Below are 17755 nucleotides of genomic sequence, written 5' to 3'. Positions count from 1 at the left end.
AATGGTGGTTTGTATGGGAAATATTATTGTCTGGATTATTATTGCGGCGGTCGTTTTTTTCAGCGGGCGCAGTGTGATCCGCAGCTTCAGAAATGAACTGAACGGGGGCGGATGCGCCGGCTGCGGCTCCTCCTCTGGGTGCTGCGGAGGAAACTGCGCGCACGCGAGGGAGGAAGCGGCAAAGCTGGCGGAGCTCCGCGCGAAACAGGGGGCGGATGGGCATTGACTAAGTCAGTCTATACAAAGAAAATGAAAAAAGATTGGTGATTTTGCAGCGCAGAAATTCCGCCTTTCAGAGTGAAAATCATGTAGACTATATTTAGTACATAAGAAATTCACAGGAGAGGAGGAGCGGCTATGCGCAGGAAAATACAGGTGACTCTGCTGGGAGCTCTGCTGCTCCTGCTGTTTACCGGGTGCAGTCTTTCCAAGTTTATTGCGACGGGGCAGGAGTTCTCACAGATCTGCAGTGAGTCTGGTCTTGCCGTGGGGGATGTCAAGGCGCATTATGCGGATGATCTCGGCTATACAAGTGTGATCGATGCCTATATGGCGACAGAGGCCGAGTCGCGGTATGTGATTCAGTATGTGCGCTTCTCGGATCCTGCCGAGGCGGAGGCGTTTTATACCGCGTCTGCGGCGAATATGGACGGCGAGGAGCTGATTACCAAGGAATACAGCACCAAGTCGGAGACGATTGATACCAAATCGCGGCGGCTCCTGATGGAGGGAGGCCGGATTCTCTACGCGGAGGGAGATGCGAAAGCGATCAACGAAAAGCTCGCTTCGCTCACCGCCGGCTGGGAAAAGGAGCTCGCGCAGTAAAAGGAGTCATAACCAAAAGACGGATCAGATTATACCCCGCTGCATGCAGCGGGGTATTTGACTGTTTTGCCGGGAATGGCATGACGCCCGAGGTCATGCCGTTTCTCGTGCTGCGGTTTTTCATCAATCAATTTTTTCCATCAGATATCCGTAGACATAGCAGGTCTCCGCTTTTTCCTCCTCAGCCGTGATAAACCGGGTGAGCTTATCCCACTGCAGGTATCCGTCGCGATCCGCGGGCACGAAAATCTTTCCGGTATTCAGGCGATAATGATGCGTTTCCGTACTGCCGTCCGAGAATGTAACTTCCATCGTGAGAATCGCGCCATTTACCTGATCGATGTCTTCGTGAAACGCCGCCTGCATATCGTCGTTGGTGCTCCAGAGCTCCTCCGGAACGGACATGCCGAACATGATATCGTCATGATAAGCGCCCTCATACGTATTTCCCGCGACGACAAGGTGCTCATAGTGATACGGCGCCGGTTCGGCCGCGGTCTCCTCGTCATAGTCCGGGCCCGCGTCCGTGATTCTTACATATTCGTCGCTGCCGCTCATTTCGCCGCTTTGCGCTTCTTCATAATCTGCGTCGCCCTCGTAGACGGATGTGACGGAATACAGACGGCATTTGTCGGTGGTGATTTTTATCTTTTCGATATTCTGTCCTGAAATGGCAAAGCGGTTATCCAGATACTTTGAACTTCCATACGTCGCGGAAGCCGTATTCAGTCCCACGACGTCTCCGGAAGAAATTCCCTCGGGCAAGTCGGCCGCGTATGCGGTTACGGCAAATAAGTTGCCGACGCTCACCTTTTGCTCATTCGCCCCGCTGACAGGTTCATTTCCTTCCCGCTTTAAAAATCCGCCAAAATATCCTCCGGCGCTGCCGAAATATCCTCCGGCGGCGACTAAGGTCAGTGCCGCGCATGCGGCGACGCCGCCCGCAATTACTTTTTTTATTCTCATGGTATGCTTCCCTGCCTTTCCTCTGATTTGAATTTCGGAATCTTCAATTTCCGGAGCAAGCGCCTGCTTTAAGATTTGATCCAGTTTTTCATCTGTCATATCCTAATGCCTCCAATTCTTTTTTCAACAAACATTTTGCTTTGCTCATGCGGCTTTTTACCGTGCCGCCCGGGATCTGTAAAAAATCCGCTATTTCCTGAATCGACATATCTGCCGAATAATACAGGAGAATAGGAATCCGGTACTTTTCTGATAATTTTGCAACGGTCTGCTGAACAGCGCTTTTCTCATTCTCCCGCAGGATGCGGCTTTCCGGTGATGCAGCTGATGTGTCTGCCATATACAGATTTTCTTCGAGCTCCATGCGATCCATGCTGTCTATAGGGACCAGCCGGTTTCTGTTCGCATATTTTTTCTTTTTGTTTTTCCAGAGCAGCGTGGATACGGATAAGGCGTAGTTCTTCACATTCTGCTGGGAATCCAACCGCTGTCTCTTCACCAACAGCTTAAGCATCGTGTCTTGGTACAATTCGTCTCCGGCTTCTCCGTCATTGCAGAGCATTCTGCAAAATCGGAGAATATCTTTCCCGTTATCATGGACAAATTGCTCGAATTCATGATTATTCATCGCAGGTTATCGTTTTCTCCCTTTCCCCTCTCGTCGACGATAAGGATGTTGCTCTTACGCTTATATATTGTCGCGGATGAACGATCGGTTCATTTTTCCCTCTTCGGAAATGGTAGTGTGAAAAATCACGCCGATGCGCTGATTTTTACACAGCTATTTGTGCCGAAGCCCAAATAGCCCCTGATTGCAGCCGCAAAACCGCCTGCGCGGATTTTGCGGCGCGTGCCTCGCTTTGCCGATATTTCCAGTGAAATGGTCTATCCCCTGATTCCGTTATATTTAACGTCGGTTTTTTGGAGCGACGCCTGCGCTTGTGGGCGGATATCTTGCGTTTTCCGCTGTCTGCTGCTTTGCTTGCGGCAGACCGGCGCTTTTTTCACGGATTTCTAATGGATTGAACACAGTTTGAACACAATTGGCTTTTATACTGTTCAACATAGAAGTGAGAAATAAGGCGCGGGCCGGGACTGCTCCGGGGCGGAAAGACCCGGGGATGGCAGAGGGCTCCGGATCATAAAAAGAAAGGAAGAAGCGATATGTACGACGAGCAGAATGACAGACAGAATGATAACGGACAGAATGAAGTACAGGGACAGCAGGAGAGCAGAGGCTCCTCTCTTTACAGTGCGGATGCTTCGGGTCAGGGCAGCGGCCGCGAGGACGGACATCATCAGAGCGGAAATTATTACAATCCGTACAGCAGTGCCTACGGCTCCAATCCGATGCCGGGCAACGATGAGAACGGAAAGGGACGCAGGAAGAGAAAAGGCGGCAAAATGAGCGGCGGCGCGCGCGCCGCGCTGGCGCTTGCCGTGGCTGCGGTCTTCGGTCTCTGCGCCGGGGCCGGCGCCGTCGGCGTACAGTCGCTTGCGGTGATCAGCGCGGGCCCGTCCACGGAGAAAGCTTCCCCGGAGACGCCGCAGGAGAACGCGGAAGCGCCGGCGGAAAACGGAGGCTCCGTTTCCGCGGAGGACGGGGGAAGCGCCGGGGCATCGGAGGAAAAAGCCTCGGGCGGAGTGACGCTGAAGACCAGCAGCACCGGCGGGAGCGGCGGCGCGGGAACCGTCACGGACGTGTCCGATATCGCGGAGGCGGTGATGCCGTCCATCGTGTCGGTTTACAACAGCGCGATCGTGACGCAGCAGGATCTCTTCGGTCAGGTCTATACCTCGGAGGAGGAATCCGCGGGATCGGGCATCATTATTGCAGAGACCGATACGGAGCTTCTGATCGCAACGAACAACCATGTCGTCTCGAATGCCAATGAGCTCAAGGTGCAGTTCATCGACAATTCGACGGCGGAGGCCAATATCAAGGGGACAAATTCCGGGAATGATCTTGCGGTGCTCGCGGTGAAGCGTTCGGATATCCCGGAGGACACCAGAGCGCAGATCACGGTCGCGACGATCGGAGATTCCGATGAGCTGAGAGTCGGGGAGCCTGCGATCGCGATCGGCAATGCGCTTGGTTACGGGCAGTCCGTCACGACAGGTGTCATCAGCGCGGTGGACAGGGAGCTTCCTCTTTCGGATACGGAAACCAATGTCTTCATTCAGACGGATGCGGCCATCAATCCCGGAAATTCCGGCGGTGCGCTGCTGAACAGCCGCGGAGAGGTCATCGGCATCAATTCCAACAAGATCGGCGCGACAAAGGTCGAGGGCATGGGCTATGCGATTCCGATGTCCCGTGCGATCCCGATCATCGAGGAGCTGATGAACCGTGAGACGAGGGAAAAGGTTTCGGAGGATGAGCAGGGCTATCTGGGAATCAGCGGAATCAGTGTGACGGCGCAGGTCGCGAGCGCCTACAATATGCCCGAGGGCGTGTACGTCGCGGAAATCATGAGTGGCACCGGCGCGGCGGATTCGGGACTTCAAAAGGGCGATATTATCACAAAGATCGGCGGCGTTTCGGTTTCGGGAATGGATGAGCTGAAAGAGCAGCTTGCGTATTACAAGGCGGGAACCAAGGTTACGCTGACGATCCAGCGAGCCGACAACGGCAGTTACGGGGAGCGGGAGATCACCTTGAAGCTGAGCGGAAGCAAGGAGGTGAACCGGGCCTCCGCAGGGAGCGGCAGCGGGTCGCAGGAGAGCGGAGGAGCTGCGCCCGGAGAGGAAGAGAACCCGGGAGAGGGCTCGGGCGGTTCCCGAAGCCCGTTCGGATATTTCTTTGACGGCGATGTCTTCGGCAACGGATCGAACTGACAGGACAGGGACGCACCCGGAAACGGGCGAGATGTCCGAAAAAGGAATGAGGCGGCACGGAAAGATGCCGGCCGGCGGCGCGGGGCTTCGCGCCGCCGGTATCTTTTTGTAAAGGGATGTTTTCCGCAAGAGCTCCGTTTCTTTAGAAATCCTTAACTTGATGCCGCGCGGCGCGGACGATATACTTTGATTTGAATGTGGCCGGATGCGGCGGCAGGATCAGAAAGGACAGAAGTCTTATGAGCGAAGATTTCAGCAACCATCATTCCGGAGACGAAGAATACGAGAGCTACTGCGCGGTATGCCGCCGCTCGTCGAAGCAGGCGGGGCCGATGCTGCATCTGCCGAACGGCATGTGCATCTGCAGAAGCTGCATGCAGAATATGATGAATATGGCCTCGCATCTTGATCTGACGAAGATGCTGAGCGACCCCTCGTCGCTTGCGGAGATGAACCGACAGCTCTATGAAGAGCTGAGCCGTGCCGCGGAGGAAAGCGCACAGCGCCGCGCGGATGAACCGGCGGCGGAGGAAGACGGCGCAGGCGGAAGCGGTGCGGGAAAGGCGGACGGGACAGAGGCGATTCGTGAGGAGGAAGCCCGGACAGAGACAGCCCGGCACGATGCGCCCGCACCCGGAGCCGCCGGGAGCACGGACGGCGGCGAGGAGAGCGGCGGGGAAGCGGACGAGAATAAGGGCGATAAAAAGAAAGGCGGCCCGACCATCAGCTTCCTGAATCTCGGGGATATTTTCGGCGGCATGGGGCCGCAGGGAATGCGCCCGCAGGTTAAAAAGAAGAAAGAGAACCGGCCGAAGCCGGTGTTTACCATCGACGACATGCCGGCGCCTCACATCGTCAAGGCAAAGCTCGACGAATATGTGGTCGGACAGGAGCGGGCGAAAAAGACGCTCTCCGTGGCGGTCTACAACCACTACAAGCGGGTGACCACCGGCCACATGGACGACATCGAGATCGAGAAGTCGAATATTCTCATGATCGGCCCGACGGGCAGCGGCAAGACCTATCTGGTCAAGACGCTGGCGCGGCTCCTTGATGTGCCGCTCGCCATTGCGGATGCGACCTCTCTCACGGAGGCGGGCTATATCGGCGACGATATTGAGTCAGTGATCTCAAAGCTCCTCGATGCGGCGGACAATGACGTGGAGCGCGCAGAACAGGGCATCGTGTTTGTCGACGAGATCGACAAGATTGCCAAGAAGAGCACGATGACATCCCGGGATGTCAACGGGGAGTCGGTGCAGCAGGGAATGCTCAAGCTCCTCGAGGGCGCGGAGGTGGAGGTGCCCGTCGGCGCGAGCAGCAAGAACGCCATGGTTCCGATGACGACGGTCAATACCCGCAACATTCTTTTTATCTGCGGCGGCGCGTTTCCGAATCTCGAGGACCGGATCAGGGAACGCCTCACGAAGCAGAGCGGTTTCGGCTATCACGCGGAGTTGAGGGACCGCTACGATAAGGACAAGAATCTTCTCTCCCGCGTGACGACGGAGGACCTGCGCGCCTACGGCTTTATCCCCGAATTTATCGGCCGTCTTCCGGTCGTCTGCACGCTGCAGGGGCTTGACCGGGATATGCTGGTGAAGATCCTTAAGGAGCCGAAGAATGCGATCCTCAAGCAGTATCAGAAGCTCCTTGAGCTCGATGAGGTGCGGCTTGACTTTGACGAGGACGCGCTGGAGGCCATCGCGGAGCGCGCCATGGAAAAGGAGACCGGGGCGCGGGCGCTGCGGGCGATTATTGAGGACTTCATGCTGGATATTATGTACGAGGTTCCCAAGGACGACAGCATCGGAACGGTGGCCATCACCCGCGATTATATCGAGGGAAAGGGCGCGCCGAAGATCGGAATACGCACGGACGCCGCCGGCATTGCGGGCGAGCAGAAGAAGCTGGAGATGAAAAGGACAGAGCTGCTGCCGGACGGGGCTGCGTCTGTCGGAGCGGCGGAGGTTGTCTGAGAAATGAGTGGAAGAGCCCGGAAAGGCCGGGCGGCGCTTCTGTTCCCGCTGCTGGCGGCAGGGCTTTTTGCAGCGGATCAGTATATGAAACGCAGGGCCCGGGAACTAGGAATGGACGGAATACAAAAAAGCCGCCGCGGGTTGATCCTCTTCAGGAACAGCCGCAACAGCGGCGCGGCGATGAATCTCGGAGAGCGGTATCCGGCGGTGGTCGGCGCCGCCGCACTTTTTCTCACGGCGGCGCTGATGCCTGTCTTTATCATCACTCTGGGAAAGGCGGGGCGGTACACGCTGAAAGCGGGATTCGCTCTTCTTCTCGGCGGGGCGTGGAGCAATGCCTACGACCGGCTCCGCCGCGGGTACGTCACGGATTACATCAGCTTTGATATCGGGATCCCGGCGCTTCGGAACATTGTGTTCAATTTCGCGGATTTCGGTATCGCGCTGGGAGCGGCCGTGACGGCGCTCAAGGCGCTGTAATCCGTGTTCAGCCTCTGCAGTCTGTGTCAGGCGTCAGTTAGACAGACAAAAGGTCATGGGGACGCCGGCTCAGCTCTCCGGGGAGAACAGCGCAGTGGACAGATACCGGTCGCCGGAATCCGGGAGGAGGGCGACAATGGTCTTGCCCTGAAACTCTTTCCGTCTCGCAAGCTGCCCGGCTGCCCACAGCGCTGCGCCGGAGGATATGCCGACAAGGATGCCCTCGCTGACGGCGATGCGGCGTCCCTCCTCAAAGGCGTTTTCGTTCGGGACGCGGATGATTTCGTCGTAGATCCCGGTGTCGAGCGTTTCTGGGATGAAGCCTGCGCCGATGCCCTGAATTTTGTGAGGGCCGGGCTTCTCGCCGGAGAGGACGGCCGAATCGTCGGGCTCCACGGCGATGATCTTAACGTTCGGATTCTTTTCCCGGAGGTATTTCCCGACGCCGCTGAGCGTCCCGCCGGTACCGACGCCGGCGATAAAAGCGTCGACGCTGCCGTCCGTGTCCTCCCAGATCTCGGGGCCGGTGGTCCGATAATGGGCCCGCGGGTTGGCGGGATTGGAGAACTGGCCGAGAATGACCGAGCCGGAGATGCTGCGATTCAGCTCCTCCGCCCGGGCAATGGCTCCTTTCATGCCCTGCGCTCCCTCGGTCAGGACGAGCTCCGCGCCGTAGGCGCGGAGGAGATTCCGGCGTTCGACGCTCATCGTATCGGGGAGAGTCAGAATGGCCCGGTAGCCCTTTGCGGCGGCGACGGAGGCGATGCCGATGCCGGTATTTCCCGAGGTGGGCTCAATGATGATCGCCCCGGGGCGGAGGAGGCCGCGCTCCTCGGCGTCCTCGATCATCGCCAGTGCGATGCGGTCCTTGACGGAACCGGCCGGATTCAGATATTCGAGCTTTACAAGGATTCTTGCGCCGGTGGTGCCGCTCTTTTTCTGATAGTTTGACGCCTCAAGAAGAGGGGTGCGTCCGATAAGCTGTGCTGCGCTGGTTTTTATGTCTGCCATGATCTCATCCTCACTTTCCTGTGCTGTCCGCCGTGCGGCGGCTGCTTAATTCCTACTAATTCCGTATGAATATCTCGAAAAGATAATAACTGCCTTTCGGTGGCATGTCAACCATATTTTTGATATACTTTCAGCGATATCCCACCTGTCGTCCGCTTTGCGGCGGAGCAGGGCGGGAGCAGCATGCCGCTGCGCAGGCAGAGGCTTATCGGGGAGGAGCCATGAACAGTCATCAGAAGAAAGTCGTGGTAGCGCTCGGGCACAACGCGCTCGGCTATACGACCAACGAGCAGAAAGATGCGGTCGGCGTCACGGCGCAGGCGCTGGCGGATCTGGTCGAGGCCGGCTATCAGCTTACGATCACGCACAGCAACGGGCCGCAGGTTTCGATGATTCACAAGGCGATGACGGAGCTTCGCCGCGTCTATATTGATTATACGCCGGCGCCGATGAGTGTGTGCAGCGCCATGAGCCAAGGCTATGTGGGCTATGATATTCAGAATTCGCTGCGCGCGGAGCTTCTCTCCCGCGGCAATTCGACGACGGTCGCGACGATACTGACGCAGGTTGCCGTCGATCCCTATGATGAGGCGTTTTACAGTCCCTCAAAAAAAATCGGCCGCTATATGGCGAAAGAGGATGCGGACAATGAGATAAAGAAAGGGAATTTTGTGACTGAGGAGCCGGGGCACGGGTATCTTCGCATTGTGGCGACGCCCAGACCGCTGGAGATCATGGAGATTGAGACGATCCGCCTCCTCGCGGACGCCGGGCAGGTGGTGATCTGCTGCGGCGGCGGAGGGATCCCGGTGATCGTGCAGGAGCATGCGCTCCGGGGCGCCTCCGCGGTCATTGAAAAGGACGCGATCGCCGGAAAGCTGGCGGCGGACATCATGGCGGATGAGCTGATCATTCTGACGGCGGTGCCGAATGTGTTCGAGAACTTCGGCGCGGAGAACCAGAAAGCCATTCCGCAGATGAATGCAGAGCAGGCAAAGATTCTGATCCGCGAGGGACAGTTCGGGGAGACGACGATGAAACCGAAGATCGAGGCGGCGATCGAATATCTCGCCGCGAAGCCGGACGGCCGCGTGCTCATCACATCGCTGGACCGGGTCGACGACGCCATCGCCGGAAATGCGGGGACGGTTATCACCGCCTGAGCGGACATGGAAATAAAGAACAAAGCAGCGCCCCCGGCCGGAAAGACCATGATCTTTCCCGGCGGGGGCGTTTTTGCCCTATACCCCTTTTGATTTCAGATATTTTCCCGGATGCGGATATCGGAATTAGTATAGTAGTATTCGCTGTCCGGCTTCTCTCCGGTGGTGAGATAGGAAAAAAGGAGAGAGAGGGGGAGAGAGCCCTGTTTTTCCGGCTGCTGGCAGATGGTGGCGGAAATGACGCCCCGCCGGATCAGCTCCTCGGTACTTGAAACGGCGTCGTGGGCGATGACGCGGACGGCGCTCTGCCTGCCGGATTCGCACAGGGCCCGGCACCCTCCGTGCACGCCGGCGGAGCCGAAATACAGCGCATTGATTTCCGGGTGCGCATCCAGCATTTCGCGGGTTCTGCGGTAGCTCTCGATGTCGTCGTCATGGTTGTAGATGATGTCCGCGACGGAGATGCCGGGATAACATTCCATGATGCGCTCCTGAAAGCCGGCGATGCGTCTCGTGTGGCACAGAATCTGATCGGAGCCCGAGACAATGCCAACATGGACGGGCACGGCGAACGGCGCGGTGACAAGACTGATGAGGCCGGCGGCGGTGCGCCCGCTTTCATAATAGTCGCTGCCCACATAGGCGATGCGCCGGGAATTTTCGATATCGGTATTCAGGGTGACGGCGGGGATGTTCCGCTCCGCCAGCTCGTCGATCTTATGCCGGATGGAATCGTCGTTGCCGGGAGCGATGGCGAGGCCGCTCACGCCCTCCCGGACCAGATGATCGATGGCGCCTATCATTTCGCCGGTGCTCACGCCGACGCGGCGGGTCAGCACGCGGCAGTTGTAGCAGCGGAGCTCCGCGGACTCCTCCTCGACGCCGAGGAGAACCTTGTCGAAGAAAGGATTGCTGTGCCCGAATACGATGAAGCCGAGCTTCAGATTTTTTTTCTGCGCGGCGAGAACAATGCCGGCGCGGTTCGGCGTGTAGCGGACGGCGCGGGCGATTTCACGGATTTTTTTCTCTGTTTCAGGGCTCACGGCCCCGCGATTGTTGAGGACGCGGTCGACCGTTCCGCGGGAGACGCCGGCGAGCTCTGCGATTTCTTTGATGGTTGCCATACTCTGTCCTCATTAAATTTATAGAAAAAACGCTGCTCTGCGGCGGCCGGCATCAGCGGGGCAGACCGCAGAATGAAAGGGAACTGTATGCCTTGTAGTTTAGCCTGCATTTTTCTTTAAGTCAACGAAGAAGCGTGCCTGAGCACGGAAAGGCACGGCGAGGCGGAGGGAGCCGTGCGTCAAGTGGTGAAAGAGCACAAAAAGTTCAGCCTGTATATGTGCATATAAACGAAAAGGAAAAACAGTGTTGCAGTTTTGAGGCGAAATGCGTATGCTATAAATGGCGTGCACGGGCACGATATCAGCAGTTATGAGGCGCAGACAGAGCCGGCAAAGGAGGTACCATTATGCTATACATCGGCATTGACCTGGGAACATCCGCAGTGAAGCTCCTGCTCATGGACGAGACGGGCAGAATTCACAATGTTGTTTCCAGAGAATATCCGCTGTTTTTTCCGCATCCGGGCTGGTCGGAGCAGAATCCGGAGGACTGGTTTGAGCAGACGCTCGCGGGTCTTGAGGAGCTGGTTTCCGGGGCTGACCGGGACAAGGTCGCCGGCATCAGCTTCGGCGGGCAGATGCACGGACTGGTGATTCTGGATGAGAACGATGCGGTGATCCGCCCGGCGATTCTCTGGAATGACGGACGCACCGTAAAAGAGACGGATTACCTCAATCAGGAGATCGGCAGGGACAGGCTCTCGGAGTACACGGCCAACATTGCGTTTGCCGGCTTTACCGCGCCGAAGCTCCTCTGGGTGCGTGACAACGAGCCGGAGAATTTCGCGCGCATCCGCCGGATCATGCTCCCTAAGGATTATCTCTGCTATCGCCTTTCCGGAACCTTTGCCACCGATCTTTCGGACGCCTCGGGCATGCTGCTGCTCGACGTGAAGAACCGCCGCTGGTCAAAGGAAATGCTGGAGATCTGCGGGGTAACGGAAGATCAGCTCCCACAGCTTTTTGAGAGCTATGAGAAAGTCGGAACGCTGAAGCCGGAGCTGGCAAAGCGCCTCGGTCTGCCGGAGGCGGTAGTGATTGCCGCGGGCGCGGGCGACAACGCGGCGGCGGCGGTCGGAACCGGCACGGTCGGCGACGGCAGGTGCAATATCTCTCTGGGAACGAGCGGAACGATCTTCATTTCCTCCCGCCAGTTCAGAGTGGACAGCAACAATGCGCTGCACTCCTTTGATCATGCCGACGGTACCTACCATCTGATGGGCTGCATGCTCAGCGCGGCGAGCTGCAATAAGTGGTGGATGGACGACATCCTCGCCACAAAGGACTATGCCGGCGAGCAGGCGGATATTACAAAGCTCGGCGAGAACCATGTCTTTTTCCTGCCCTATCTGATGGGCGAGCGCTCGCCGTGGAACGATCCGATGGCGCGGGCGACCTTTACCGGCATCACGATGGACACGACGCGGGCAGATCTGACGCAGGCGGTTCTCGAGGGAGTGTGCTTCGCCACCCGCGATATGTATGAGATCGCGCGTTCTCTCGGCGTCCATGTCGATCGGACGAAGATCTGCGGCGGAGGAGCGAAGAGCCCGCTCTGGCGCAGGATGATCGCGAACATTCTCAATATCAAGGTGGATGTGCCGGCCTGCGAGGAGGGCCCGGGCATGGGCGGCGCGATGCTGGCGATGGTGGCCGATGGGGTCTACGCGACGGTGGAGGATGCGGCGAACGCGATCGTAAAGGTGCGGGAGACCGAGGAGCCGGATCCGGAGCTTGTGGCGAAGTACGAGGAGCGGTACCGGCAGTTTCGCACGCTGTACCCGGCGCTGAAGCCTGTTTTTCAGGAAATTGCGAAATAAAGGATGCGAGACAAAGGAGAGGGCATGAAAATTTACAGAGTAAGCGATCCCGAATTTGCGCCGTACGGCAGAGTGCTTGAGGATCCGTCGTTTGCCGGTCTGATCGGGGCGCTCCGGAAAAAGGAAATGCCGAAAGGGAACGTTGTCTACGTTCCCGGCGATCCGGAGCTCGAGGCCACGGAGGGTGGCAGGGCGATGCAGAGCCTTGCGTTCGGCGAGCTGCCGGTGCAGGTCGGCTACTGCAACGGAGACAATACGAAGCTCAATGCGCTGGAGTATCACCGCAGCTCTGAGATCAATTTTGCGGCGACGGACGCAGTTCTGATGATCGGACGCCAGCAGGACGTTTCGGCGGATATGACCTACGACACTGCAAAGGTCGAGGCGTTCCTGATCCCGGAGGGAACGGTTGTGGAGGTCTATGCGACGACGCTTCACTACGCGCCGTGCAACGCGCCGGGCAAAGACGGCTTTCAGGTCGGCGTGGCGCTGCCTGCGGGGACGAATCTGGAGCTTGGGGAGAAGCATGAGAGGACGGTCGAGGACCGTCACCTCACCGCGGTGAACAAGTGGCTGATCGGGCATCCGGAGGGCGGCCTTGCAGAGGGCTCTCCGCTGGGGCTTGTCGGAAAGAATCTCGACCTCTATGAGGACTGAGCGGTAATTCATCAACTTTTTATTGATTTATATAACACAGGAGGAGAATATCATGGCATTTGCAAACGTTCCCGTTATCAAGGTGGGCATCGTGGCGGTCAGCCGCGACTGCTTCCCGGCAAACCTTGCGGTCGACAGAAGAGCGGCCCTCGTCAAGGCCTATACCGCGAAATACGGCGCGGACGACATCTATGAGTGCCCCGTCACCGTTGTCGAGAGCGAGATCGACATGGTGAACGCGCTTGAGGATATCAAAAAGGCGGGCTGCAACGCGCTCTGCGTCTATCTGGGAAACTTCGGCCCCGAGATCGCCGAGACGCTTCTGGCAAAGCACTTTGACGGCCCCAAGATGTTCTGCGCGGCGGCGGAGGAGTCGCAGCATTCGCTGGATATCACCGGACGCGGCGACGCGTACTGCGGCATGCTGAATGCCAGCTACAATCTGGCGCTCCGCAATATCAGGGCATATATTCCGGAATATCCGGTGGGCGACGCGGAGGACTGCGCCGATATGATCCATGCGTTCCTCCCGATAGCCCGTGTGGCGGAGGGCCTGCAGAACCTCAAGATCATTTCCTTTGGACCCCGCCCGCAGAACTTCCTCGCCTGCAATGCGCCGATCAAGCAGCTCTTCAATCTCGGCGTCGAGATCGAGGAGGAGTCCGAGCTGGATCTCTTTGAGGCGTATCAGAAGCACGAGGGCGACGAGAGAATCGCCGCTGTCGCCGCGGATATGGCGCAGGAGATGGGTTATGCCGAGGGCAAGGCCCCGGAGATGCTCAAGAAGCTTGCGCAGTACGAGCTGACGCTCACGGACTGGGTCGAGGCGCATAAGGGATACCGCAAGTATGTCGCACTGACCACGAAGTGCTGGCCGGCGTTTCAGGATATGTTCCGTTTTGTGCCCTGCTATGTGAACAGCCGTCTGACCGGACGCGGCATCCCGGTTTCCTGCGAGGTCGATATCTACGGCACGCTGTCCGAGTACATCGGCATCTGCATCACCGGCGAGCCTGTCACCCTGCTTGATATCAACAACTCTGTCCCGAAAGATATGTACAGAGAGTTCATCGAGGGCAAGTTCGACTATAAGTTCACCGATACTTTCATGGGTTTCCACTGCGGCAACACCTGCTCCAGCAAGATCCACGGCGCGCATCTCGATTATCAGAAGATCATGGCCAACACGCATCCGGCAGAGTGGTGCGAGGGGACGATCGAGGGCGACATCAATCCCGGCGACATCACGTTCTATCGTTTGCAGTCCACGGCGGACAACGTGCTGCGCGCCTATGCTGCAGAGGGAGAGGTTCTTCCGGTGGCGACGCAGTCGTTCGGCGGCATCGGCGTGTTCGCGATCAAGGAAATGGGCCGCTTCTACCGCTATGAGCTGATCGGAAAGAATTATCCTCATCACGGCGCGGTCATGTTCGGTCACTACGGTAAGACGCTGTATGACGCTCTGAAATACATCGGCGTGGATCCGAAAGAAATCGGCTACAATCGTCCGGCCGGCGTCCGCTACGAGGATGAGAATCCGTTTGTGAAGTAACGGCAATATCCGTCATATCAAAGAGACGCAGACGTCAGCGGGCTTTGCCGCTTAAGCAGTCACGCAGACGCTTTATGCACAGAATACCGCAGGCCTGAACGGCTCTGCGGTATTCTGCTTTTCCTGCATGGGAGAGCCGGGGGCGGATATTTCCCACGCCTGCATATTTTCGGTCGCTTTTCGGCGGAGTGACGGAGTATAATATTGCACAGACATGAATCCGGAGGCGGAGACGCTCCGTCAGCAGGAAATCAGAAGAAAAGCGGAAATTCAGGAAACGGAAGTGCAGGAAGTGGAATATGAGCGAAGAGAACAGATACCGCGGCAGCGACGACGGCTATGATCCCCGATACGCCCGCGCACATAAGGGAAAACAGATGGCGGGGACGGCGTTTTTTCTGAGCATCGCCGCTCTCCTCAGTACGCTTCTGATGACGATTGTGCTTCCGTATGTTCTGGCTCCGGTTGCGGTTGTGCTGGCCTTTCTCTCACGGGGAGAGGCGCGGCGGATGGAGGCCGCGGCCAGACGGGCGGCGATCATTTCCGCTGTCGCTCTGGCGGTCAATACCGTGATGGTCGGCGGCTCCTATTATGTGCTGTTCACGGATGCCGGCATGCGGGAGACGGCAAACCGGATGACCCGGCAGATGTATGGATACTCCTTTGACGATATGCTGGAGCTTCTGGAACAGCAGTACGGCATTGACCTTGGAGCGAACGGCAATGCGGATGCGGCGGTGCAGGGCATCATGGAGGGACCGGCCCCGGGTGATGACACCGGTACAGATGACGGCGGGACGGGCTTCTACCCGGACGGCACGCCGATTTCCGGAGAAAACGGCGAAACCGGCGCGAGCGGGGATGAAGCCGGCAGCGAGAATAAGGCCGGCGGAGATGGCGCGGGACAGGACGGCGGTGATCGGCACCGGAATGGGAATGAAAGAGAGACGATACTCGATGCGGCAACAATTATCTGAGTTTTCACGGGCGTGCAAGGCAGAGGCCCGCGGCGCGCTGCTGGGGCATTACGGTCTGATGATCGGCGGGTTTCTGCTTGCTGCGTCGGCCTCATTTATTCTGCTGGAGCTGTCCTCTGCCGTTTTTGCGGTGGGCGGCGCGGCAGGGATTGTTCTGGACTCGCTGGCGTCGGTGCTGATATCGGCCTTTGCGGGGCTGTTTCAGTACGGTGTTTCCTACGTCAGTCTGGCGGCTCTCTTCGGCGGTCAGGTATCGGGGGCCGATCTGCTGCGCGGCTTTCGCCGCGGCGAGGCGGACCGTGTGATCCGCATCGAGCTGCTTCCGGCGGCGGTCAGCGTGCTCTGCGGGCTGCCCGGGGAAATACTGGGCCTGCATCTGGGAAAGGCACAGGCGGGGAGCCTGCTCTACTGGGGCGTGACAGGGCTCGGCATTCTTACCTCTTTCGTCATTTCTCTGCTGTTTTCCATGGCGCCGTATCTGCTGATCGACTTTCCGGATATGGGTGCGGCGGAGGCGCTGCGGATGTCCGTGCGCATGACGCGGAGAAACATGGGAAAGCTCCTTTATCTCACGTTCAGCTTTGTGCCGCTGTTTCTGCTGGGGCTTCTTTCCTGCGGCATTGCGGATCTCTGGGTCGCGGCCTATCGGAGAGGGGCGATGGCGGCGGCATATTGTGCCCTTGCCGGAAAGGAAACGGGACAAAATACCTGATGTGTGGTCTTCCGCCTCGTTGACAGCGCGGCTGAGCAGGCGTATGATGATGGACAGTTAAATATACCTCACTCTTATTCAGAGGCGGTGGAGATACAAAGGATCTGTGAAGCCGCGGCAACCCCTGCAAGATGGGAAGGTGCCAACCTGAGCGAGAGCCGAAAGGCGCGTCGAACAATAAGAGGATTGCAAGGCCTAGCTTTCTTTCCGCACGGTGTTCGCCGCGCGGAATTTTTTTGTTTTGTGCAGGGCGATCTGCACCGAAGCCCAGATCGCCCCCTATCGCAGCCGCAAAACCGCCTGCGCGGACCATTCAGTAAACGAAAAATGCTGTCAGGCAGCGGGACGGCATGAGCCGCAGAGCGGCTCGGCACACTGCGCGCCGGCGCAGGGGGCTTGCGGCGTGTGACTCGCACAGAGTGCTTCGGCATGGAGGAATTTTTTCTGGAGAGATATATTTTTACTTCGGAATCGGTGACAGAGGGACATCCGGACAAGATCTGCGATGCGGTTTCGGACGCCATCCTTGACGCCTGCATGGAGCAGGATCCCATGAGCCGCGTCGCCTGTGAGACGGCGACCTGCACGGGCTTTGTTCTGGTGACGGGCGAGATCACAACCAAGGCGGCGGTCGATTATCAGAGGATTGTGCGCGAGACGATCCGCGAGATCGGCTACGACGATTCGTCCAAGGGCTTTGACTGTGATACCTGCGCCGTTTTTGTCGCTCTGGATCAGCAGTCTCCGGATATCGCCATGGGCGTGGACCGGGCTATTGAGGCGAGAGAGAACCGCATGACCGACGAGGAGATCGAGGCGATCGGAGCGGGCGATCAGGGTATGATGTTCGGTTATGCGACCAACGAGACGCCGGAGTATATGCCCTATTCGATCAATCTCGCGCACAAGCTGACGAGAAAGCTCACGGAGGTCAGAAAAAACGGAACGCTTCCCTATCTCCGCGCCGACGGAAAGTCTCAGGTCTCAGTCGAGTATGATGCGGAGAACTGTCCGGTGCGGCTCGAGGCCATCGTGATTTCGACGCAGCATGACGACAAGGCCACACAGGAACAGATTCATGAGGATATACGGAAATATGTGATCGATGCCGTGGTGGACGGCTCGATGGTGGATCAGGATACCAAGGTCTATATCAATCCCACCGGGCGCTTTGTGATCGGCGGCCCGCACGGGGATGCGGGTCTGACCGGACGCAAGATCATTGTGGACAGCTATGGCGGAGCGGGACGCCACGGCGGCGGCGCGTTCTCCGGAAAGGACTGCACCAAGGTCGATCGCTCCGCGGCCTATGCGGCGCGCTACGTCGCGAAGAACCTCGTGGCGGCCGGCTATGCGGACCGTCTTGAAATTCAGCTCTCCTACGCGATCGGTGTCGCGCAGCCGACCTCGGTCAATGTCAATACGTTCGGGACGGGAAAGACCGCCGACGAGCGCATCACGGAGATCATCCGGAAGCACTTCGATCTGCGTCCGGCCGGCATCATCCGGATGCTCGATCTTCGCCGTCCGATTTACAAGTCGACGGCGGCCTACGGGCATTTCGGAAGAACCGACGTGGAGCTCCCGTGGGAGAAGCTCGACAAGGTCGAGGAGCTCCGGGCGGAGCTGGCATAAGCGGCAGAGGGCTCCG

The 17755-nt window shown here is 58.2% G+C and carries 16 protein-coding genes and 1 riboswitch; of the genes, 12 read left to right on the top strand and 4 right to left on the bottom strand.

The features are described 5' to 3' along the window. Positions 1 to 13: 13 nt before the first annotated feature. Positions 14 to 226, top strand: coding sequence for a FeoB-associated Cys-rich membrane protein (locus tag E0E20_RS05785; protein ID WP_165444000.1), 213 nt, complete (start codon positions 14 to 16; stop codon positions 224 to 226). 131 nt (positions 227 to 357) lie between these two features. Then, positions 358 to 825, top strand: coding sequence for a hypothetical protein (locus E0E20_RS05780; protein ID WP_130837271.1), 468 nt, complete (start codon positions 358 to 360; stop codon positions 823 to 825). Between the two features lie 123 nt (positions 826 to 948). Here E0E20_RS05780 and E0E20_RS05775 read toward each other — a convergent pair whose 3' ends face one another. Both E0E20_RS05775 and E0E20_RS05770 read right to left on the bottom strand, forming a co-directional pair. After that, the gene (locus E0E20_RS05775) at positions 949 to 1890 is read right to left on the bottom strand and encodes a hypothetical protein (RefSeq protein ID WP_130837270.1); all 942 of its coding nucleotides are present in this window, start codon (positions 1888 to 1890) and stop codon (positions 949 to 951) included. Further along, positions 1880 to 2419 (bottom strand): RNA polymerase sigma factor, encoded by a 540-nt coding sequence (locus E0E20_RS05770; protein WP_130837269.1) that lies wholly within the window; start codon positions 2417 to 2419, stop codon positions 1880 to 1882. The genes E0E20_RS05775 and E0E20_RS05770 overlap by 11 nt, the downstream gene beginning before the upstream one ends. Before the next feature lie 536 nt (positions 2420 to 2955). Here E0E20_RS05770 and E0E20_RS05765 point away from each other — a divergent pair. From E0E20_RS05765 to E0E20_RS05755, 3 genes are all read left to right on the top strand, one after another. Further along, on the top strand, positions 2956 to 4629 hold the full coding sequence (locus E0E20_RS05765; protein ID WP_242622675.1) for a S1C family serine protease: 1674 nt from the start codon (positions 2956 to 2958) through the stop codon (positions 4627 to 4629). 239 nt (positions 4630 to 4868) lie between these two features. Continuing rightward, positions 4869 to 6608: an ATP-dependent Clp protease ATP-binding subunit ClpX gene (gene clpX, locus E0E20_RS05760; protein ID WP_130837268.1), complete on the top strand. Its 1740-nt coding sequence runs from the start codon at positions 4869 to 4871 to the stop codon at positions 6606 to 6608. A 3-nt stretch (positions 6609 to 6611) separates the two neighbouring features. Further along, on the top strand, positions 6612 to 7088 hold the full coding sequence (locus E0E20_RS05755; RefSeq protein WP_130837267.1) for a signal peptidase II: 477 nt from the start codon (positions 6612 to 6614) through the stop codon (positions 7086 to 7088). A gap of 69 nt (positions 7089 to 7157) precedes the next feature. Here E0E20_RS05755 and cysK read toward each other — a convergent pair whose 3' ends face one another. Next, on the bottom strand, positions 7158 to 8099 hold the full coding sequence (cysK, locus tag E0E20_RS05750) for a cysteine synthase A (protein ID WP_130837266.1): 942 nt from the start codon (positions 8097 to 8099) through the stop codon (positions 7158 to 7160). A 221-nt stretch (positions 8100 to 8320) separates the two neighbouring features. Between cysK and arcC the strand changes: the two genes are divergently transcribed. Further along, on the top strand, positions 8321 to 9262 hold the full coding sequence (arcC, locus tag E0E20_RS05745; protein ID WP_130837265.1) for a carbamate kinase: 942 nt from the start codon (positions 8321 to 8323) through the stop codon (positions 9260 to 9262). 95 nt (positions 9263 to 9357) lie between these two features. Here the strand turns inward: arcC and E0E20_RS05740 are convergent, their stop codons facing one another. Beyond that, complete coding sequence (locus E0E20_RS05740; protein WP_130837264.1) at positions 9358 to 10386, bottom strand: LacI family DNA-binding transcriptional regulator; 1029 nt, start codon at positions 10384 to 10386, stop codon at positions 9358 to 9360. 347 nt (positions 10387 to 10733) lie between these two features. On the opposite strand from E0E20_RS05740, the gene xylB reads away from it, so the two are divergent. The 6 genes from xylB to metK all read left to right on the top strand — a co-directional run bounded on the left by xylB (position 10734) and on the right by metK (position 17739). Beyond that, the gene (gene xylB, locus E0E20_RS05735) at positions 10734 to 12206 is read left to right on the top strand and encodes a xylulokinase (protein ID WP_130837263.1); all 1473 of its coding nucleotides are present in this window, start codon (positions 10734 to 10736) and stop codon (positions 12204 to 12206) included. Between the two features lie 24 nt (positions 12207 to 12230). Then, entirely contained in the window at positions 12231 to 12863 is a 633-nt protein-coding gene (locus E0E20_RS05730) for a DUF4867 family protein (protein WP_130837262.1), read from the top strand. A gap of 52 nt (positions 12864 to 12915) precedes the next feature. After that, complete coding sequence (locus E0E20_RS05725) at positions 12916 to 14415, top strand: L-fucose/L-arabinose isomerase family protein (RefSeq protein WP_130837261.1); 1500 nt, start codon at positions 12916 to 12918, stop codon at positions 14413 to 14415. Positions 14416 to 14714: 299 nt separating this feature from the next. Continuing rightward, entirely contained in the window at positions 14715 to 15392 is a 678-nt protein-coding gene (locus E0E20_RS13880) for a hypothetical protein (protein WP_165443999.1), read from the top strand. Continuing rightward, positions 15310 to 16104 (top strand): DUF975 family protein, encoded by a 795-nt coding sequence (locus E0E20_RS05720; protein ID WP_165443998.1) that lies wholly within the window; start codon positions 15310 to 15312, stop codon positions 16102 to 16104. Before E0E20_RS13880 ends, E0E20_RS05720 begins: the two co-directional genes overlap by 83 nt. A gap of 71 nt (positions 16105 to 16175) precedes the next feature. Beyond that, positions 16176 to 16288, top strand: a riboswitch (SAM riboswitch). A gap of 260 nt (positions 16289 to 16548) precedes the next feature. After that, a complete protein-coding gene (gene metK / locus E0E20_RS05715; RefSeq protein ID WP_130837457.1) occupies positions 16549 to 17739 on the top strand; it encodes a methionine adenosyltransferase in 1191 nt (396 codons plus the stop codon). Positions 17740 to 17755 lie beyond the last annotated feature (16 nt).

The organism is Lachnoclostridium sp. Marseille-P6806 (genome assembly GCF_900625025.1).
Taxonomy (GTDB): domain Bacteria; phylum Bacillota; class Clostridia; order Lachnospirales; family Lachnospiraceae; genus CAG-791.
This window is presented reverse-complemented; position numbering and strand designations above follow the sequence as displayed.